We start from the raw sequence: 17,359 nt of genomic DNA on the forward strand, positions 1-17,359 counted from the left end.
ACCTGGAGGCCGCCCCAGATGCACAGCGCGCGGCTCGCTTCGAGATAGGCCTTGGATTCCATCAGCATCCGGCGCACGTCCGGGTGGACGAACAGCGTATCCGCCTTTTCTTCCGGCTCGGCCGGACCGGTCAGCGCCCGGCCCTGACGCCGGTCCTGCGCGTAAGCGACGGCGTTCTGGAAGGCGACTTCGCCGACGGCGAGACCCTGCGTGCCGACGCCGAGGCGCGCGGCGTTCATCATGATGAACATGGCGGCGAGGCCCTTATTCTCCTCGCCGACCATCCAGCCCGTCGCGCCGTCATAATTCATGACGCAGGTCGAATTGCCGTGGATGCCCATCTTCTCTTCGATCGAACCGCAGGTGACCGCGTTGCGCTCGCCAAGCGAGCCATCGTCATTGACGAGGAATTTCGGCACGATGAAGAGCGAAATGCCCTTCACGCTGTCCGGCGCATCCGGCGTCTTCGCGAGGACGAGATGGATGATATTTTCCGTCAGGTCGTGTTCGCCGGAGGAGATGAAGATCTTCGTGCCCGAAACCTTGTAGCTGCCATCGGCTTGTGGCTCCGCCTTGGTGCGAATCAGGCCAAGATCCGTGCCGCAATGCGGCTCGGTGAGGTTCATGGTGCCGCCCCATTCGCCGGACACCATTTTCGGTACGTATTTTTCCTTCTGCTCCTGCGAGCCCTTGGCCATGATCGCCGCGGTCGCGCCCATGGTCAGGCCATTGTACATGGCGAAGGCCATGTTGGCGCTGATCATATATTCCTCGATCGCCTGGCCGATTACGTGCGGCAGACCCTGACCGCCGAATTCCTCGGGCCCGGTCAGCGTCGTCCACCCGCCCTCGACGAGCTGGCGATAGGCCTCCTTGAAGCCCTCGGGCGTCGTTACCGAGCCGTCATCGTGCCGCGTGCAGCCCTGCTCATCGCCGACCTGGTTGAGCGGGAAAAGCACTTCGCTGCAGAATTTGCCGCCTTCGGTAAGGATGGCTTCCGCCATTTCCATCGTCGCATTTTCGAAGCCCGGCAGGTTCGAATAGCGATCGAGCGAGGCGATGTGATTCAGCACATACTGGCTGTCACGAACGGGCGCGGTGTAAGTCGGCATTGCGAATTCCAATACTGAGTAAGAGTGAGTGTCTAGCTTTCGACTTCGTCGAGCAGTTCGAGAAAGCCTTCGAGTTCGGCGATCGACGAATCGATATCCTGGCGCTGGCCTTTCAGCGCCTCGATGCGTTCCAGGCATTTTTCCCGGGTCACCGCGCGTTGCTTCGTGCGACCGTCGCCGAGATCGTAGAGATCGATCATCTCGCGGACGTCCGCGAGGCTGAAACCGACGCGCTTGGCGCGCAGTATCCAGGCGAGCCGCGCCCTGTCCCGCTTCGCATAGACGCGGGTCAGCCCGTGCCGCTCCGGCGAGATCAGCCCTTCATCCTCGTAGAAGCGTAACGCGCGCGGCGTTACGCCGAATTCTTCGGACAGATCCGAGATCGAGTAGGTTTCGCGGTTTTTTTCGTCAGGCGTATCGATGCCTGCCTGCGGAAGTGCCTTTGCCATAAGTCCCCTTAGCTAACGTTCACGTTAACGTCAAGCTGTGACGCTACGTCAAGCGCGCATGCTATTTCGGAATTGGACGCTTTGCTAGTCGATCTTCAACAGCCGCTCGCCGTCGATGCGGCGATAGAAGCAACTGGTCTCGCCGGTGTGGCAGGCCGGGCCTGCGGGATCGGCGATCAGCCAGACCGCGTCCTGGTCGCAATCGATCCGCATCTCGACGACATGCATGACATTGCCCGAAGTCTCGCCCTTCTTCCACAGTGATCGCCGGCTGCGCGACCAGAAATGCGCGACCTTGGTTTCGATGGTTCGATCTAGCGCGTCGCGGTTCATATGCGCGAGCATCAGCAAGTCACCGCTGCGCCTGTCGGTAACGACCGCCGTCACGAGGCCGTTGGCGTCGAATTTCGGCGTCAGCTCGGTTGTCGTCTCACGATCCATGCTTCCTGCTAGTGCGAGCGGATGGCTTCGATCAACTCTTCTTTCGACATGTCCGAGCGCCCATCGATGCCGATCTCCTGTGCCTGCTCGTACAATTCGTCCTTCGTCCGGTCCTCCAGCCTGCGTCCGTCATGATCGACATCGTCATCGGCCTGCGCATTGGCGATCCGCGCCGCCGTCTCTTTCGATGCGCCATCCTCGCGCAGCGCCTGATAGGTTTCGTCGTCCTTGATCGAGGGTCCGTGGTCTTTGGCCATGTATCTGCTCCTTTCTCCTTCAACGCAGTCGGCGGGCAAAGGCTCCCAAGAGATGCTTCGAGCGCGGCAAGGCAAATTTTGTGACAAATGCGAGACAAAGCGGATTGCGCGCCCTATATGCTCGCGAGTGACGACCATTGCGCCGGAGTCGCCATGCTGACCACCGATCCGTTCAATGACGACAAGCTGCGCGAGGAGTGCGGCGTGTTCGGCATCTGGGGTGCCGATACCGCGGCGGCCGTCGTCGCGCTCGGCCTGCACGCGCTCCAGCATCGCGGGCAGGAAGCCGCGGGCATCACCAGCTATGACGGCAAATGGTTCCACAGCCACCGCGCGATAGGCCATGTCGCCGGCAATTTCGACGAAGACCATATCATCCGCCAGCTTCCCGGCGATGCAGCCTGCGGCCATGTCCGCTATTCGACGACCGGCGAAAGCGGACTGCGCAACGTGCAGCCGCTCTATGCCGAGCTTTCCTCCGGCGGCTTCGCGGTCGCGCATAACGGCAATATCTCCAACGCCTGGACGCTGCGCCAGGATCTGGTGAAGCACGGCTCGATCTTCCAGTCGACGTCGGACACCGAAACGATCATCCATCTTGTCGCGACATCGGGCTTCAAGACGTTGCTCGACTGTTTCATCGACGCGCTCAAGCAGCTCGAAGGCGCCTATTCGCTCGTCTGTATGACGCCCGAGGGCATGATCGGTTGTCGCGATCCGCTCGGCATTCGTCCGCTGGTGATGGGCAAATTGGGCGATGCGATCATCTTTGCCTCGGAAAGCGTGGCGTTCGATGTCGTGGGCGCCGAGTTCATCCGCGAAGTGGAGCCGGGCGAGCTGATCGTCGTGAACGATAGCGGCATCAAGACGCATCGCCCCTTCCCGCCCGTCGCCTCGCGGCCCTGTATTTTCGAGCATGTCTATTTTTCGCGGCCCGATTCGATCGTCGACGGGCAGTCCGTCTATTCGGTCCGCAAGCGGATCGGGGCGGAACTCGCCATCGAAAGCCCGGTCGACGCCGATCTCGTGATCCCCGTGCCCGATTCCGGTACGCCGGCGGCAATCGGATATGCCCAGCAGGCGGAGATCCCCTTCGAGCTCGGGATCATCCGCTCCCACTATGTCGGGCGCACCTTCATCCAGCCCGGCGACAAGGTCCGCCACCTCGGCGTGAAGTTGAAGCATAATGCCAACCGCGCGCTGATCGAAGGCCGGCGCGTCGTGCTGATCGACGATTCCATCGTTCGCGGAACCACAAGCACGAAGATCGTCGACATGATGCGCGAAGCCGGAGCGTCCGAAGTGCATATGCGAATCGCCAGCCCGCCGACGACCAACAGCTGCTTCTACGGCGTCGACACGCCCGAGCGCGAGAAGCTGTTGGCCGCGCAGCACGATGTGGCGGGCATGCGGGACTATATCCGCGCCGACAGCCTCGCCTTCATCTCGATCGACGGGCTCTACCGCGCGGTCGGCGAAGAGGGCCGCAACGATGCGCATCCGCAGCGCTGCGACGCCTGTTTCACCGGCGACTATCCGACAACGCTGACCGACAAGGACGGCATCGAAAACGTTACGCAGCTCCCGCTCCTTGCCGAGCGCGTGACCTGATACCTCTCTCCAGCAGGACAATTTCAAGCAGATGACCCAATCGCTGACCGGCAAGCTCGCCCTCGTCACGGGTGCAAGCCGCGGGATCGGCGCCGCGACCGCCAAGGCGCTGGCCGCCGAGGGCGCGCACGTCATCCTCGTCGCGCGCACGCCCGGCGGCCTCGAGGAAGTCGAGGAGGCGATCCACGAGGCGGGCGGCAGCGCGACGATCGCACCGCTCGACCTTGTCGACGGCGACAGCATCCAGCGGCTCGCCGCGGCGGTGGAAGAACGCTGGGGCACGCTCGACATTCTCGTACTCAACGCTGCGATCCTCGGCTCGCTGACGCCGGTCGCACAGATCGAGCCGAAGGAACTGCGCGACGTGATGACGCTCAATTTCATCGCGCAACAGGCGCTGATCGCGGCCTTCGACCCGATGTTGAAGAAGAGCGAGGCCGGGCGGCTGATCGCCATCACCTCGAGCGTCGGCGCGAAGCCGCGCGCCTATTGGGGCAATTACGGCGCGTCGAAAGCGGCGCTCGATACGCTGGTCACGGCCTATGGCGAAGAGGTGAAGAATCTCGCGCCCATCAAGGTCGCGATCGTCGATCCGGGCGGCACGGCCACCGATATGCGCGCCCAGGCCTTTCCGGGCGAGGATCCGGCGACGCTCAAATCGCCGGATGTCGTGGCCGCCGATATCATCGAGCTGATCTCGGGCGATTTCGAAACCGGACACCGGCACGTCGTCGAAAAGCCGTAGCTCGCGCTCCGCCGGCAGCCCGGCCGCGGGGCGCTATGGACAGGCGCAACCCCCGCAATCATAAGCTTCTGTTCACGCTGCATCGGCTCCTGTCGTCGCGGTAACGCTTTGCAACCCATTGGAGACCGCCATGGCCGACGCGCCGCAGCAGGCAGTAGAACCGCGACGCAACGCCTTTACGCGCTTTCTCGACGGCGTCGAATGGCTCGGTAACCTGCTCCCGCATCCGGTCACGCTCTTCGCGCTGCTCGCGGTCGGCATCGTCCTGCTGTCGGGCCTGTTCGGCTGGATGGGCGTCGCGGTCGTCGATCCCCGGCCCGCGGACGCGCCCGGCGTTGCGGAAGACGGCATGATCCGCGCGGTTAGCCTCCTCGACGGCGACGGCGTCCGGCGCATCTTCACCAATCTCGTCGGCAATTTCACCAGCTTCGCACCGCTCGGCGTGGTGCTCGTCGCGATGATCGGCGTCGGGGTCGCGGAGAAATCCGGGCTGCTCTCGGCGGCCGTGCGCGGCATGGTGCTCTCCGCCCCGCCCAAGCTCGTAACGATCGCGATCGTCTTCGCCGGTATCGTTTCCAACACCGCGTCCGAAGTCGGCTATGTCGTGCTGATCCCGCTGGCCGCCGCGATCTATTACGCGCTCGGCCGGCACCCGCTGGCGGGCATGGCCGCCGCCTTTGCCGGTGTCTCCGGCGGCTATAGCGCGAACCTGCTGATCGGCACGATCGACCCGCTGCTCGCCGGCATCACGCAGGAGGCCGCACGGCTGATCGATCCCGATTATATCGTGCTGGCGACGGCCAACTGGTACTTCATGGTCGCCTCGACCTTCCTCATCACCGCCATCGGCTCCTGGGTGTCTATCGCCATCGTCGAGCCCAAGCTCGGCAAGTATGACCCCACCCATGCGGACAAGACGATCCTCGACGATCACATGATGGAGCCGCTCGAGCCGGTCGAAAAGAAGGGCCTGCGCTGGGCGGGCATCGCACTGCTCGGCGTGCTCGGCCTGATGGCGCTCACGCTCGTTCCGGACTGGGGCGTGCTGCGCAATCCGGAAACCGGGGACCGGATCAACTCGCCCTTCTTCCAGGGCTTCGTCGTCTGGATCCTCATCTTCTTCATCGCCATCGGCTATGCCTATGGCCGCGCCGCTGGCACCATGAAGACGGATCGCGATATCATCGACGCGATGGCCGCCGCCCTCTCCTCACTCGGCCTCTATATCGTGCTCGTGTTTTTCGCCGCCCAGTTCGTCGCCTTTTTCGGCTGGACCAATCTCGGCGCGATCACGGCGGTGACGGGCGCGCAGTTCCTGCAGGAGAGCGGGCTGACGGGCCCGGCGCTGTTCTTTTTCTTCATCCTGATCTGCGCGGTGATCAACCTGTCGCTGGGCTCGGCCTCGGCGCAATGGGCGGTCACCGCACCGATCTTCGTGCCCATGCTGATGCTGATCGGCTACTCGCCCGAAGCGATCCAGGCGGCCTATCGGATCGGCGATTCCACGACAAACATTATCACCCCGATGATGAGCTATTTCGGCCTGATCCTCGCCTGGGCGACGCGTTACGAACGCAATCTCGGCGTCGGTACGCTGATCGCAATGATGCTCCCCTACACGATCTTCTTCATCATCGCCTGGTCGACCTTCTTCTTCGTCTGGACCTTCGTGCTCGGTCTGCCGGTCGGGCCGGGTTCGCCGACTTATTATACGCCTTAGGCGGTGAGCAGGGCCACTCGCTGACACCGGCTTATCACAGCTACCGGCGCGGCACGAAATTGGCGGCGTAGGTCCGCCCTCCCGCTACGGCCGTGCAGGCAATCGTGGATACTGCGCCGTCCCGGTAGAATATCTCGCATGCTCCGGTCGCCGCGCGTCGACTGCCGGATCGGAGCTGCACATGGCCGATGGCCATACGATCGCCCGATCGAGTGCCCTCAAAACGCATCATCGAACCCCAGCTGTCGCGCCGGAAGTCGAATACACCGCCCGCGACCGTCGCCGAATCGCAGAGCGCAAAGGAATGGTCGCCGCGCTCAAGCAAAGGCGCGAACCGGTCGGAATATTCACACTGGCCTCTGAACATTTGCACTTCGGCCCGATTCTGGGCGGCCACAGGCGCGGCGCCCAACAAGGCTGGCAAAAGGGCGATTAACGCGTGAAGTGCCGCGATCTTCATGACAACGATCTTCATGACAAACGCATATCTCTCATTGCGACTGGCGCGCCGGTAGCATGCCGAAAGCCCGTCCGGTTTTCAAATAATTAGCCTAAAGAAACGCCATGAAGAGGGTCTGAACGGCGTGTTGCGGCGAGATCACTCAGCATCACTGTCAACGGCCGCCTGCACGGCCCGGTAGAACGCGTTCCGCCGCTCGCGGTACAGCGCGTTGCTCGCCACCGGCCAGTTGCCGTTGCTCGCGATCACCAGATTGCGTGCGGGATCGATGAAGATGCCCTGGCCGAAAATGCCCTGGGCGGCGAAGCTGCCGTCGTCGAAGGTCCACCATTGATAGCCGTATCCGCGGCCCGGCGTGCCGATATCGGCCTGGCGGGTCGTCGCATCGGCGAACCAGCCTTCGGGGACGACGCGCTCTTCGCCGATCATCCCGTCCGCCAGCACGAACAGGCCGAAGCGCGCATAATCGCGCACCGTCGCCGAGATGCAGCAGCCGGCGATCTCGTTGCCGCCCGCATTGACGATCCACTCGCCGTCCTGCGCCATGCCGAACGGCGCCCAGACCTGCTGCGACAGATAGTCGGCGAGCGGCATGCCGGTGGCGTTGGCGACGAGCACGCCGATCAGGTTCGTCTCGCCGGTATTATACTGCCAGCGCGTGCCCGGCTCGGCCTCACTCGGCAGGTTGCGCATATAGGTAACGACCGGGTCGATGCCGGGTTCGGGCGTGACCTGGTTGAACAGCGAGACGTCCGAATTCGGATCGGTATAGCTCTCGTTCCAGCGGACGCCGGAGGTCATGGTGAGCAGCTGGCGGACGCTCACGCCGTCATAGCCGCTGCCCGCCAGCTCCGGAATGTAGTCGGTGACGGGCGCGTCGAGCGATTCGATATGCCCGTCGACGATCGCCGCGCCGACCAACGTAGAGGTCAGCGACTTGGCGACCGAGAAGCTCGTCCAGCGCGTATCGACGTCCGCGCCCATGCGATAGCGTTCGAAGCGGACCTGGCCGTTATGGACGATAACGATCCCGGCCGCGCGCTGGTCGTCGAGATACTGCTCGACCGTCCAGGGTTCGCCCTCCATCTCGAAGGCGATATCGAGATCGGGTCCGCGCGGGATTTCGCGGAAGGTATCGCCATTGGGGATCGTGCGGACCGGCGCGAGTTCCTCCATACGCGGAAAGCCGAAATCGCGCTGCGGCTGCGTCCACATGAGGACATTGGTGTCGGTCGGGATGTGGCTTTCGGCTTCGGCCGCCTCTTGTGCGGCAGCCGGCGCAGTGAGCGCCAAGCCTAAAAGTGCCATGCTTCCAAAAACCAAAGTCTTCATCGTTCCCCCCATTCTTATTTCGTCATTCCAGCGCAGGCTGGAATCTCCGGCCGCAAGCGCTCTGCCCATCCGCCTGAGATCCCAGCTTTCGCTGGGATGACGCTCAGGCCACTAATCCCCTTTGATCAGCGTCACCTGGGCGACATCGATACCGCCGGCGCGGAAGCCGCCTTCGCAATACATCAGATAATAGCGCCACAGCCCGTGAAAGCGTTCGTCGAACCCGTCCGGCAGGCGCTTTTCGGTGACGGCCCGGTCGTAGCGGTCGCGCCAGCGGCGCAGGGTTTCGGCGTAGTGCAGGTTGTACCCCTCCCGGTCCGCCCATGCGAGGCCCGCCTCTTCCGCGATACCTGCAAAGCGCGTTTCCTCGATCAGCATGCCGCCCGGGAAGATGTAGGTCTGGATGAAGTCGGCGCTCGCGGCATAGGCTTCGAACCCTTCCTCCTCGATCGAGATCAGCTGGATCGCCGCCTTGCCGCCGGGTTTCAACCGGTCGGCAATGGCTTGCAGATAGACGTCCCAATATTCCTGCCCGACGGCTTCTACCATCTCCACGCTGGCGACCGCGTCGAACGTCCCCTCGACATCGCGATAATCGACAAGCTCGACTCGCGTGCGACCTTCGAGCCCCGCCTTGCGCATCCGGTCCTCGGCAAAGGCCTTCTGCTCGGTCGAGAGCGTGATTCCGGTGACATCCGCGCCATATTCGCTGGCCGCGATCTCCATCAGCCCGCCCCATCCGCAGCCGATTTCGAGCAAACGGTCGCCGGGTTTCAGGTCGAGCCGGTCGAGCAGCATGCGGACCTTGCGGCGCTGCGCTTCGGCCAGCGGTTCGTCGCGCGAGAGCGGGTCCTCGAACACCGCGCTCGAATAGCTCATCGTCTCGTCGAGCCAGGCGGCGTAGAAATCGTTGCCGAGATCGTAATGCGCTTGAATATTCCTGCGCGCATTGGCGCGGTTGTTGCGCCGCTGTGCATGGGCGAGGAAGTTGCGCAGCCGCGCCCTGCCCTTCGCGCGCGCGACGTTGCCGAGTGTCTTGCGGTTAGCGACGAACAGTTCGAACAGCGTTTCGGGCGCGGGGCTGACCCATTCACCCTCCGCCCATCCGCGATACCAGCCCACCGAACCCGACGTCATCAGCCGGATCAGCGGGCGCCAGCTTTTGAGCTCGATCTCGGCGGCCGGCCCCGGCGCATGATCGCCCAGAACGCGGCTTTTCCCGTCGGGCAGCTTCGCCGAAAGCTTGCCCGTCGCGAGGCCGCGATCGATCCGGTCGAGTATCTTGTGAAAGCCGGGCGCGAACAGCCGCATAAACCAGGACGGACCGGTCGAAAAACCGCGATCCGCGCGCAGCAAATGCTCGCCCCGTGGTGACGGACTGCTCGCCATATCCCCTCCTGCGCGCGTTTATTGCCGAAAAGCGTAGCGAAGAGCAACGGTTTCGCGTGCCATTTCGGCAATCAGGATTTCACCTTTTCGTACGCATCCAGCGCGCGCTGGCGAGCCTCTTTGTGACCGATAATCTTCGAGGGATAGTCTTCGGGCTTGCAGCCATGCTCTTCGGGGTCGTGAACATAGGGATCGTCGAGATCGGCAAGCTCGGGCACCCAGCGGCGGATATAGTCCCCGGCATCGAATTTCTCAGACTGGCTGAGCGGTGCCATGATCCGCACGAACATGTTGGAATCGACGCCCGTGCCCGCGACCCATTGCCAGTTGGTGCTGTTCGATCCGTAATCGGCATCGACGAGCGTATCCCAGAACCATTGCTCGCCCTCGCGCCAGTCGATCAGCAGGTGTTTGATCAGGAAGCTCGCCGCGATCATCCGGACCCGGTTGTGCATCCAGCCCGTTTCCCAGAGCTCACGCATCCCGGCATCGACGATCGGATAGCCGGTTTCGCCCTTGCACCAGCGATCGAACTCCTCGCGCACGGCCGACGAGCGGAAATCGCGCCAGGGAAAATCGTCGAACTGATCGCGATAGCCCTCGCCGCCATATTTCGGGAATTGCAGGATCACGTTCTGCGCGTAATCGCGCCAGACAAGCTCTTTCTGGAAGGTCGTGACGTCCCGCCCCGGACCGGACACGCGATGCCAGACATAGGCCGGCGAGACCTCGCCGAAATGGAGATGCGGCGACAGGCGCGCCGTGCCTTCGATGCTCGGCAGGTTGCGGCGATCATCGTAACGTGTCGCCTTGTCGATGAACGCATCGACATTGGTCCGCGCCCCCTCCTCGCCCGGCGTCCAGACATCGAAACCCGTCGCCCAGTTGGGATTGGTCGGCAGCAGGTCCCAATCACCCAACTCGTCGCTGGCCGGCCATTCCCCGGGCGCATCGATCTTCTGCGGCGTGCGGGGCGGCTCGGCGGGCGGCATATGCTCGCGCAGCGCTTTCCAGAAGGGCGTATAGATCTTGTAGGGATCGCCGGAGCCCGTCGTCACCGAGCCGGGCCGCATCAGATAATTGCCATCATGCAGGCAGAGCTTGACACTCTCGGGGAGCGCCTCTTTCAGATCGCGTTCCGCGTTGCGCCACCAGGGCTCGTAATGGCGCAGCGCATGGATTTGGCTGGCCCCGGCCTTGGCGGCGATATCGGCGAGGATCGTGGCGCTCGTCCCGCGCCGCAGGATCAGCCGCGAACCCTTGTCGCGCAGGCTCTTGTCGAGGCTTTCGAGCGAATGATGGAGCCACCAGCGCGAGGCCGCGCCCATCTTGCGATGCTTCGGCGTCTCGTCGTCCATAATGTAGACCGGGATCACCGGCCCGCCCGATGCGGCCGCTGCCAGCGCCGCTTGATCGGAAAGACGCAGATCGCGGCGGAACCAGACTATCGAAATATCGCTCATTCAGAAGGCGTTACATCAACGATAAACCGGTCGCCAATACCGTCGAAAGTGAACCTCTGGTCGCGCAGCAAAACCCGCCCGTCGCGCCGCTCGACGAACGGCATGCGCGCCCAGAACAGATAGGCGCGCGCATCCGGATTGCTCGCCGTGACCGCATCCCAGTCGACCGTGTCCATGCCGTCGGGGCGCGCATCGTCGTTCAGCGTCACCATGTCTTCGCCGCCGAACAGTGTGAAATGTCCGCTGCCGATCTCGCCCTGCCCGCGCCAATGCATGTCGCGCGCCCAGAATGTCAGCGGCAGATTGTTGGCGACGACCAGTTCGGCCGGTTCGTCGCGCACAGCCGCGACCTGCTCCGCCGTCAGATGCTCGGCGCGACTGGAGATCAGCCCGTTGGCGCCGATATAGGCGATCACGATCGCGACGGCCGCCACCGCCGGCCGCCGCCAATCCTCACGCCCCTGCCGCTCTCGCCGCAGCGACAGCCAGAGCGCGATCCCAAGCGCCGCCCAGACCCAGACATCGATGATGAACAGCGTATCGCCATACACCCAGTTGCTGGAAAAGGGTTCGAGCAGGCGGATTCCGTAATTGTTGAGATAGTCGAGCGCCGGATGGCTCAGCGTGCCGATATAGGCGAGCGCCAGCAGCCAGCCCTTGTGGATCGGCAGCCGTTGTTCCGGCCGCTTCTCGCGCCGTTCCTGCCATCGATCGAACGCGATCATGATGCCGGTCAGCAACACCGGCAGGATCAGCATGGCGAGCGGCCCGTGCGTGATGCCGCGCCGGATCGCCAGATGCTGATGCCCGCCCAGCACCGCCGCAAGAGCATCGATGTCCGGAATATTGGCGGCGATGATGAGCGTCGCCATGCCGAGGCCGGTTTTCTTCTTGAGCCCGATCTGGCCGAGCACGGCACCGGCCAGACTGTGCGTCAGATTGTCCATGCGCGCTTAGCGTTCCGGTCCGGTTACCCGGCTTACAGTTCCGGCCCGTCCTCTTCGACGGTCCAGGTCTGGCCATGTTCGATCAGCGCCTGCAGATCGGCGGGCTTGCCGGCCGATACTTCCTCGCGCTGCTTGGTCAGTACCTGGTTGAAGGTCGGCCGCGGGTCGTCGTAGACGGTGCCCAGCGCCATCGGATATTCCCCGAACGGCATTTCGACGAGCATATAGGCGAGCGCATGGTTGGTCTGATCGTGCCGCAGCACACCGGCCGCCTGCCAGTCGCCATCGACGACATCGACGACGATGGGCTTCAGGTGCTCGGGATGCTCGCGATCGAGCGCCAGGCCCTTGGTGCCGTTGGCGAAGAGCAGCGGCTCGCCATGTTCGAGCCAGATCTGCGTTTCGGCAGCCGTCTTCTTGTTCGTGAAACCCTGGAACACGTCTTCGTTATAGACGATGCAGTTCTGGAAAATCTCGATGAACGCCGTGCCCTTGTGCTTGTAGGCCGCCTTGAACGTATCCGTCAGATTCTTGTTTACGTCGATGCCGCGCGCGACGAAGCGGGCGCCCGAACCCAGCGCAAAGGCGCATGGATTGACCGGCCGGTCGACCGATCCGAACGGCGTCGAGGGGCTGGTCGTGCCGGTGCGCGAGGTCGGCGAGTATTGGCCTTTGGTCAGGCCGTAAATCTCGTTGTTGAACAGCAGCACCTGGCAATCGACGTTGCGGCGCAGCAGGTGGAGCATATGGTTGCCGCCGATCGACAGCCCGTCGCCATCGCCGGTCACCAGCCAGACGTCGAGCTCGGGATTGGCCAGCTTCACGCCGGTCGCGATGGTCGGCGCGCGGCCGTGGATCGTGTGGAAGCCGTAGGTTTCCATATAATAGGGGAAGCGCGATGAGCAGCCGATGCCGGACACGAACACCGTATTAGCCGGGTCGGCGCCGAGCTCCGGCATCGTCCGTTGCACTGCCTTGAGGATCGCATAGTCGCCGCAACCCGGGCACCAGCGCACTTCCTGATCGGTTTCCCAATCCTTCAGCGTCGTCTTGACGGGGGTCATATCGTTCATGGCAGCCTCCTCAGCTCCACAGGAAATAGATGATCGCGACGATCACGATGAGCATGCCGACGAGCGGCATGACGCTTTTGGGCTTTTCATCCATCGAGATGCTCTGTGATGGCCGCTTCGATTTCGGAAATCCGGAAGGGCTGGCCCGAAACCTTGTTCAGCGGTTTCGCGTCGACCAGATACTGATCGCGCAGGACGGTCTTGAGCTGACCCTTGTTCATTTCCGGCACGAGTATCTTGTCGAACCCGCGCAGCAGATCGCCGAGATTGCGCGGCAGCGGCCAGACATGGCGCAGATGGATCTGGGCGACGCTCTGCCCATTGTTGCGCGCGCGCATGACCGCCTGATAGATCGGCCCATAAGTCGAGCCCCAACCGACCACGGCCAGCGTTTCGCTGCCATCGCCGAGATCGATTTCCTGCTCGGGCACATCGTCGGCGACATTCTGGATCTTCTGCGCGCGGATATCCGTCATTTCCTGATGGTTTTCAGGCGAGTAATCGATATTACCGCTGCCCGAAGCCTTCTCGATCCCGCCGATCCGGTGCATGAGGCCCGGCGTGCCGGGCTTCACCCAGGGCCGCGCCAGCTTCTCGTCTCGGCTGTACGGATTGAAATGCTCGCCCTCGGCCGGCGCTTCGTCGTGGAAAGCGACCGGGAACGGTTCGAACGCGTCGACGTCCGGCATCTTCCACGGCTCCGCGGCGTTGGCGATATAGCCGTCGGTCAGCAGCATCACCGGCGTCATGAACCGCGTCGCGATACGGCAGGCCTCGATCGCGCATTCGAACGCGTCGGACGGCGAACGGACGGCGAGCACCGGCATCGGCGCGTCCCCGTTGCGGCCGTAGATCGCCTGATAGAGGTCCGACTGTTCGGTCTTGGTCGGGAGGCCCGTGGACGGGCCGCCGCGCTGCGAGTTGACGATGACAAGCGGCAGCTCGGTCATGATCGCGAGGCCCATCGCCTCGCCCTTGAGCGCAATGCCCGGCCCCGAAGACGAGGTCACGCCGAGCGAGCCGGCATAAGACGCGCCAATCGCGGCGCCGATGGCTGCGATCTCGTCCTCGGCCTGGAAGGTCGTGACGCCGAACTGCTTGAGCCGCGAAAGATGGTGGAGGATCGCCGAGGCCGGCGTGATCGGATAGCCGCCGAAAAACATCGGCAGCCCGGCGAGCTTGGCACCCGCGAGCAGGCCCAGCGAAATGGCTTCGGCGCCCGTGACGGTGCGATACAGGCCCGGTTCGGCGGGCGCTGCGTCGACATGACGCGGCTGGAACGCGTAACCGAGCTCGGCCGTTTCGCCATAGGCATGGCCGGCATTGAGCGCGGCGATATTCGCCTCGGCGATCTCCGGCTTCTTGGCGAATTTGGCATTGAGCCAGTCGATGATCGGCTTGCGCTTGCGATCGAACATCCAGAGCGTCAGCCCCAGCGTCCACATATTCTTGCAGCGCAGCGCTTCCTTGTTGCCGAGGCCGAAGGGCTTCACCGCTTCCAGAGTCATCTCGGTCATGTCGAGCGAGAGCAATTGCCATTTGGCGAGCGACCCGTCCTCGAGCGGATTTTCGGTGTAGCCGGCCTTGGAGAGATTGCGATCGCCGAACGCGCCGCTGTCCGCGATGATCAGCCCGCCCTTGCGCAGATCGTCAACATTGGTTTTCAGCGCCGCCGGGTTCATCGCGACGAGCACGTCCGGTTCGTCACCAGCGGTGCGGATCGCGCGGCTGCCGAAATGGATCTGGAACGCCGACACGCCGAACAGCGTGCCTTGCGGTGCCCTGATTTCCGCCGGAAAATCCGGGAATGTCGCGAGATCGTTGCCCGCAAGTGCCGTGGAAAGCGTAAATTGTCCGCCTGTAAGCTGCATCCCGTCGCCGCTGTCGCCGGCAAAGCGGACGACGACGGACGCTGCGTCTTCCGGAGAATTGTCTTTGATCGTGTGTGCCGCGCTGGCCATCTAATCACCCATGAAAAACTGTCATTTTGCTCTATGCACAGCTGCGCGGCGGAACAAAATAGAAAAACTCACAAGCCGTTCAGCCATGCTTGGCCGCTTCCTCGGCGAGCGCGATAATTGTCCGGACATGCCGGGCCGCGACGACGCCGTGATCGTCACCATAGCCGCCGCCCAGCGCGCTTGCGAGCGGGATACCCCGCCGCCGCGCTGCGCGCATCACGAGCCGCTCGCGCGCCATCAGCCCCGCATCGCTGAGCGCGAGCCTGCCGAGCCGATCCTCGCGATGCGGATCGACGCCGGCCTGGTAGAGAATGATATCGGGTCGGAAGCCGTCCAGCACCGCATCGAGCGCATCGGCGAGCGCCGCCAGATAGCTCTTGTCTTCGATGCCGTCCGGCAGGGCGATGTCGAGCGACGAGCGCGCCTTGCGGGCCGGGAAATTCTTCTCCGCATGGACCGACAGCGTGAAGATGTCGGGGCGCCCGGCCAACAGGACCGCGGTTCCGTCGCCCTGATGCACGTCGCAATCGAGCACGAGCACGCGGCTCGCCCGCCCTTCGGCCACCAAGCGGTTCGCCGCGATGGCAAGATCGTTGAGCACGCAGTAACCGGCGCCGGTGTCGGGGAGCGCATGATGGCTGCCGCCTGCCCCGTTGGCCGCGAACCCGTGATCGAGCGCCAGCAGCGCCGCCTGCCACGTACCGCCCTGCGCCAGTAGCGACCGCTCACGAATCTCGCGCGTCACCGCGAACCCGATCCGGCGTTCCTTTTCGCGCGGCACCGACGCCGTCATCACTTGCTCGACATAGTCCGCATCATGCACCGCCTCAATCCAGTCGCGCGGCATGGGATCGGGCGCATGGACCGTCATCGCCTGCCCGCTCTCGCGCAGCGCCTCACGGACAAGGCCATATTTGTTGAAGCGGAACGCACTGCCGGCCGGCGCGGGCGCGACATAGCCGGGATGATGGACGAAATGCAGCATCGTGCAAAGCATATAGGCGCTTGGGGTGCGGGAGACTATGACCCGGCCATGCCGCAGCGCCTCGCCTCGCACGATCCGCGCGCGATCTGGTCGATCGCCCTCCCCGCCATGGCGACCAATGTCGCGACCGCGCTGATCGGGATCGCCGATATCTGGATCATCGGCCAGCTCGGTCAGGCGACGGCGCAGGGCGCGGTGGAGCTGGGCGCGCGCCTCGTCATCAGCCTGCTCGTCATCTTCAATTTCCTGAAAACGGCGACTACCGGGCTGACCGCCCAGGCCGTCGGCCAGCAGAACGAAACGGAGAAGATGGCCGCCCTGTTGCGCGCTGGCGTTATCGCGCTGGCGATCGGGGTGTTGCTGCTCCTCGCCAAACCGCTGATCGTACCGCTGGGCCTCGATTTTCTCGAGGCAGGGCCGGACGTGCGCGCAGACGCCCGGCTCTACATCGACATCCGCTTCTGGGCCGCGCCGGCCTGGCTGCTGAACGCGGCGCTCATCGGCTGGCTGATCGGCCTGCGCCGCATGCGCACCGTGCTCGCGGTCGAGGTCGCGGCGAATGTCGTCAATGTGGGGCTCGGCGTGCTCTTCGTGCTCGTCTGGGATATGGGCGTTGCGGGAATCGCCTATGCCAGCCTGATTGTCGAAGCCGGAAAGTCGGCGCTGCTCGCGCTAGCCATTCTGCCGAGCGCGAAACTGGCCGAGCTGAAGGCGGCGGCGGGCCGTGCCGACCTGTGGGATACGAGCCGGATGAGTTCGCTATTCCGGGTGAATCGCGACCTTTTCCTGCGCACGCTGCTGCTGACCATCGCGATCATGCTGGTGACGCGGCAAGGCGCGCTGCAGGGCACCGATATCCTCGCGGCCAATGCGATCCTCTTCCAGATGTTCATGCTGACGGCCCTGCTGCTCGACGGTTTCGAGAATGCCGCCCAGGTGCTGTGCGGCGAGACCATCGGCGCGAAGGACCGGGAGGGATTCGACCTGACGGTTCGCCGTATCATGCTGCGCGGGATCGGAACGGCGCTGATCCTGACTGGCGTTTTCGCCATCGCGTCCGGCCCGATCGTCGCCAGCTTTTCGACGGATCCGGATGTCGTCGAAACCGTGTTGCGCTACGATATCTGGCTGCTCGCCCTGCCGCTCGCCGGCGTCGCCTCTTTCGTGATGGACGGCGTATTCGTCGGCGCGACATGGACGCGGGCAATGCTGGCGACGATGGCGGTCGCCTTCCTCGCCTATGGCGCGATGCTCTGGCTCACCGCCCCGCTCGGCAATCACGGGCTGTGGCTGAGCTTCACGGTCTTCCTAATCATCCGCGCGGCAGGCCAATTCGCGCTGACCCCGCGACTTGCCGCCCGGACGTTTGCGCCTATAACGGCCGCCAAAACAGAACCGAAATCCGGAGAATGAC

General features: G+C 63.8%; 16 protein-coding genes. 4 read left to right on the forward strand and 12 right to left on the reverse strand.

Annotation, left to right across the window (positions count from 1 at the left end; genetic code table 11):
• From ACTS1Z_RS03825 to ACTS1Z_RS03840, 4 genes are all read right to left on the reverse strand, one after another.
• A partial coding sequence (locus ACTS1Z_RS03825) for an acyl-CoA dehydrogenase family protein (protein WP_442623112.1) occupies nucleotides 1-1,112 on the reverse strand: 1,112 nt, incomplete at its 3' end.
• A gap of 32 nt (nucleotides 1,113-1,144) precedes the next feature.
• The gene (locus ACTS1Z_RS03830; protein ID WP_442623113.1) at nucleotides 1,145-1,561 is read right to left on the reverse strand and encodes a MerR family transcriptional regulator; all 417 of its coding nucleotides are present in this window, start codon (nucleotides 1,559-1,561) and stop codon (nucleotides 1,145-1,147) included.
• Nucleotides 1,562-1,645: 84 nt separating this feature from the next.
• On the reverse strand, nucleotides 1,646-2,002 hold the full coding sequence (gene hisI, locus ACTS1Z_RS03835) for a phosphoribosyl-AMP cyclohydrolase (RefSeq protein ID WP_442623114.1): 357 nt from the start codon (nucleotides 2,000-2,002) through the stop codon (nucleotides 1,646-1,648).
• Nucleotides 2,003-2,010: 8 nt separating this feature from the next.
• Nucleotides 2,011-2,259, reverse strand: a complete 249-nt coding sequence (locus tag ACTS1Z_RS03840; RefSeq protein WP_442623115.1) for a Rho termination factor N-terminal domain-containing protein — start codon at nucleotides 2,257-2,259, stop codon at nucleotides 2,011-2,013.
• Nucleotides 2,260-2,412: 153 nt separating this feature from the next.
• Between ACTS1Z_RS03840 and purF the strand changes: the two genes are divergently transcribed.
• From purF to ACTS1Z_RS03855, 3 genes are all read left to right on the forward strand, one after another.
• Nucleotides 2,413-3,870 (forward strand): amidophosphoribosyltransferase, encoded by a 1,458-nt coding sequence (purF, locus tag ACTS1Z_RS03845; RefSeq protein WP_442623160.1) that lies wholly within the window; start codon nucleotides 2,413-2,415, stop codon nucleotides 3,868-3,870.
• Nucleotides 3,871-3,901: 31 nt separating this feature from the next.
• On the forward strand, nucleotides 3,902-4,615 hold the full coding sequence (locus tag ACTS1Z_RS03850; protein ID WP_442623116.1) for an SDR family NAD(P)-dependent oxidoreductase: 714 nt from the start codon (nucleotides 3,902-3,904) through the stop codon (nucleotides 4,613-4,615).
• A 130-nt stretch (nucleotides 4,616-4,745) separates the two neighbouring features.
• Nucleotides 4,746-6,335: an AbgT family transporter gene (locus ACTS1Z_RS03855; protein WP_442623117.1), complete on the forward strand. Its 1,590-nt coding sequence runs from the start codon at nucleotides 4,746-4,748 to the stop codon at nucleotides 6,333-6,335.
• Nucleotides 6,336-6,375: 40 nt separating this feature from the next.
• Here ACTS1Z_RS03855 and ACTS1Z_RS03860 read toward each other — a convergent pair whose 3' ends face one another.
• From ACTS1Z_RS03860 to ACTS1Z_RS03895, 8 genes are all read right to left on the reverse strand, one after another.
• The gene (locus ACTS1Z_RS03860) at nucleotides 6,376-6,795 is read right to left on the reverse strand and encodes a hypothetical protein (RefSeq protein WP_442623118.1); all 420 of its coding nucleotides are present in this window, start codon (nucleotides 6,793-6,795) and stop codon (nucleotides 6,376-6,378) included.
• 138 nt (nucleotides 6,796-6,933) lie between these two features.
• Nucleotides 6,934-8,088, reverse strand: a complete 1,155-nt coding sequence (locus ACTS1Z_RS03865; RefSeq protein WP_442623119.1) for a serine hydrolase domain-containing protein — start codon at nucleotides 8,086-8,088, stop codon at nucleotides 6,934-6,936.
• A gap of 150 nt (nucleotides 8,089-8,238) precedes the next feature.
• A complete protein-coding gene (locus ACTS1Z_RS03870) occupies nucleotides 8,239-9,516 on the reverse strand; it encodes a class I SAM-dependent methyltransferase (RefSeq protein WP_442623120.1) in 1,278 nt (425 codons plus the stop codon).
• 71 nt (nucleotides 9,517-9,587) lie between these two features.
• Nucleotides 9,588-10,979, reverse strand: coding sequence for a cryptochrome/photolyase family protein (locus tag ACTS1Z_RS03875; RefSeq protein WP_442623121.1), 1,392 nt, complete (start codon nucleotides 10,977-10,979; stop codon nucleotides 9,588-9,590).
• Nucleotides 10,976-11,926: a metal-dependent hydrolase gene (locus tag ACTS1Z_RS03880; protein WP_442623122.1), complete on the reverse strand. Its 951-nt coding sequence runs from the start codon at nucleotides 11,924-11,926 to the stop codon at nucleotides 10,976-10,978. Before ACTS1Z_RS03880 ends, ACTS1Z_RS03875 begins: the two co-directional genes overlap by 4 nt.
• 32 nt (nucleotides 11,927-11,958) lie before the next feature.
• Nucleotides 11,959-12,999 carry a 2-oxoacid:ferredoxin oxidoreductase subunit beta gene (locus tag ACTS1Z_RS03885; protein ID WP_442623123.1) on the reverse strand — a complete coding sequence of 347 codons (1,041 nt, stop codon included), beginning with the start codon at nucleotides 12,997-12,999 and terminating at the stop codon, nucleotides 11,959-11,961.
• 86 nt (nucleotides 13,000-13,085) lie between these two features.
• Nucleotides 13,086-14,960 (reverse strand): 2-oxoacid:acceptor oxidoreductase subunit alpha, encoded by a 1,875-nt coding sequence (locus tag ACTS1Z_RS03890; protein WP_442623124.1) that lies wholly within the window; start codon nucleotides 14,958-14,960, stop codon nucleotides 13,086-13,088.
• Nucleotides 14,961-15,039: 79 nt separating this feature from the next.
• Nucleotides 15,040-15,945, reverse strand: coding sequence for a histone deacetylase family protein (locus tag ACTS1Z_RS03895; protein WP_442623161.1), 906 nt, complete (start codon nucleotides 15,943-15,945; stop codon nucleotides 15,040-15,042).
• Here ACTS1Z_RS03895 and ACTS1Z_RS03900 point away from each other — a divergent pair.
• Nucleotides 15,937-17,358 carry an MATE family efflux transporter gene (locus ACTS1Z_RS03900; protein WP_442623125.1) on the forward strand — a complete coding sequence of 474 codons (1,422 nt, stop codon included), beginning with the start codon at nucleotides 15,937-15,939 and terminating at the stop codon, nucleotides 17,356-17,358. The two genes, ACTS1Z_RS03895 and ACTS1Z_RS03900, sit on opposite strands and share 9 nt — an antisense overlap.
• Nucleotide 17,359 lies beyond the last annotated feature (1 nt).

It is taken from the genome of Parasphingopyxis sp., assembly GCF_052168295.1.
Classification (GTDB): domain Bacteria; phylum Pseudomonadota; class Alphaproteobacteria; order Sphingomonadales; family Sphingomonadaceae; genus Parasphingopyxis.

What these genes read in the sequence shown, in the direction of transcription:
- ACTS1Z_RS03830 (WP_442623113.1), bottom strand. Translation starts at nt 1,561, where the DNA reads ATGGCAAAGGCACTTCCGCAGGCAGGCATCGATACGCCTGACGAAAAA.
- hisI (WP_442623114.1), bottom strand. Translation starts at nt 2,002, where the DNA reads ATGGATCGTGAGACGACAACCGAGCTGACGCCGAAATTCGACGCCAAC.
- ACTS1Z_RS03840 (WP_442623115.1), bottom strand. Translation starts at nt 2,259, where the DNA reads ATGGCCAAAGACCACGGACCCTCGATCAAGGACGACGAAACCTATCAG.
- purF (WP_442623160.1), top strand. Translation starts at nt 2,413, where the DNA reads ATGCTGACCACCGATCCGTTCAATGACGACAAGCTGCGCGAGGAGTGC.
- ACTS1Z_RS03850 (WP_442623116.1), top strand. Translation starts at nt 3,902, where the DNA reads ATGACCCAATCGCTGACCGGCAAGCTCGCCCTCGTCACGGGTGCAAGC.
- ACTS1Z_RS03855 (WP_442623117.1), top strand. Translation starts at nt 4,746, where the DNA reads ATGGCCGACGCGCCGCAGCAGGCAGTAGAACCGCGACGCAACGCCTTT.
- ACTS1Z_RS03860 (WP_442623118.1), bottom strand. Translation starts at nt 6,795, where the DNA reads ATGAAGATCGCGGCACTTCACGCGTTAATCGCCCTTTTGCCAGCCTTG.
- ACTS1Z_RS03870 (WP_442623120.1), bottom strand. Translation starts at nt 9,516, where the DNA reads ATGGCGAGCAGTCCGTCACCACGGGGCGAGCATTTGCTGCGCGCGGAT.
- ACTS1Z_RS03875 (WP_442623121.1), bottom strand. Translation starts at nt 10,979, where the DNA reads ATGAGCGATATTTCGATAGTCTGGTTCCGCCGCGATCTGCGTCTTTCC.
- ACTS1Z_RS03880 (WP_442623122.1), bottom strand. Translation starts at nt 11,926, where the DNA reads ATGGACAATCTGACGCACAGTCTGGCCGGTGCCGTGCTCGGCCAGATC.
- ACTS1Z_RS03885 (WP_442623123.1), bottom strand. Translation starts at nt 12,999, where the DNA reads ATGAACGATATGACCCCCGTCAAGACGACGCTGAAGGATTGGGAAACC.
- ACTS1Z_RS03890 (WP_442623124.1), bottom strand. Translation starts at nt 14,960, where the DNA reads ATGGCCAGCGCGGCACACACGATCAAAGACAATTCTCCGGAAGACGCA.
- ACTS1Z_RS03900 (WP_442623125.1), top strand. Translation starts at nt 15,937, where the DNA reads ATGCAGCATCGTGCAAAGCATATAGGCGCTTGGGGTGCGGGAGACTAT.
- ACTS1Z_RS03895 (WP_442623161.1), bottom strand. Translation starts at nt 15,945, where the DNA reads ATGCTGCATTTCGTCCATCATCCCGGCTATGTCGCGCCCGCGCCGGCC.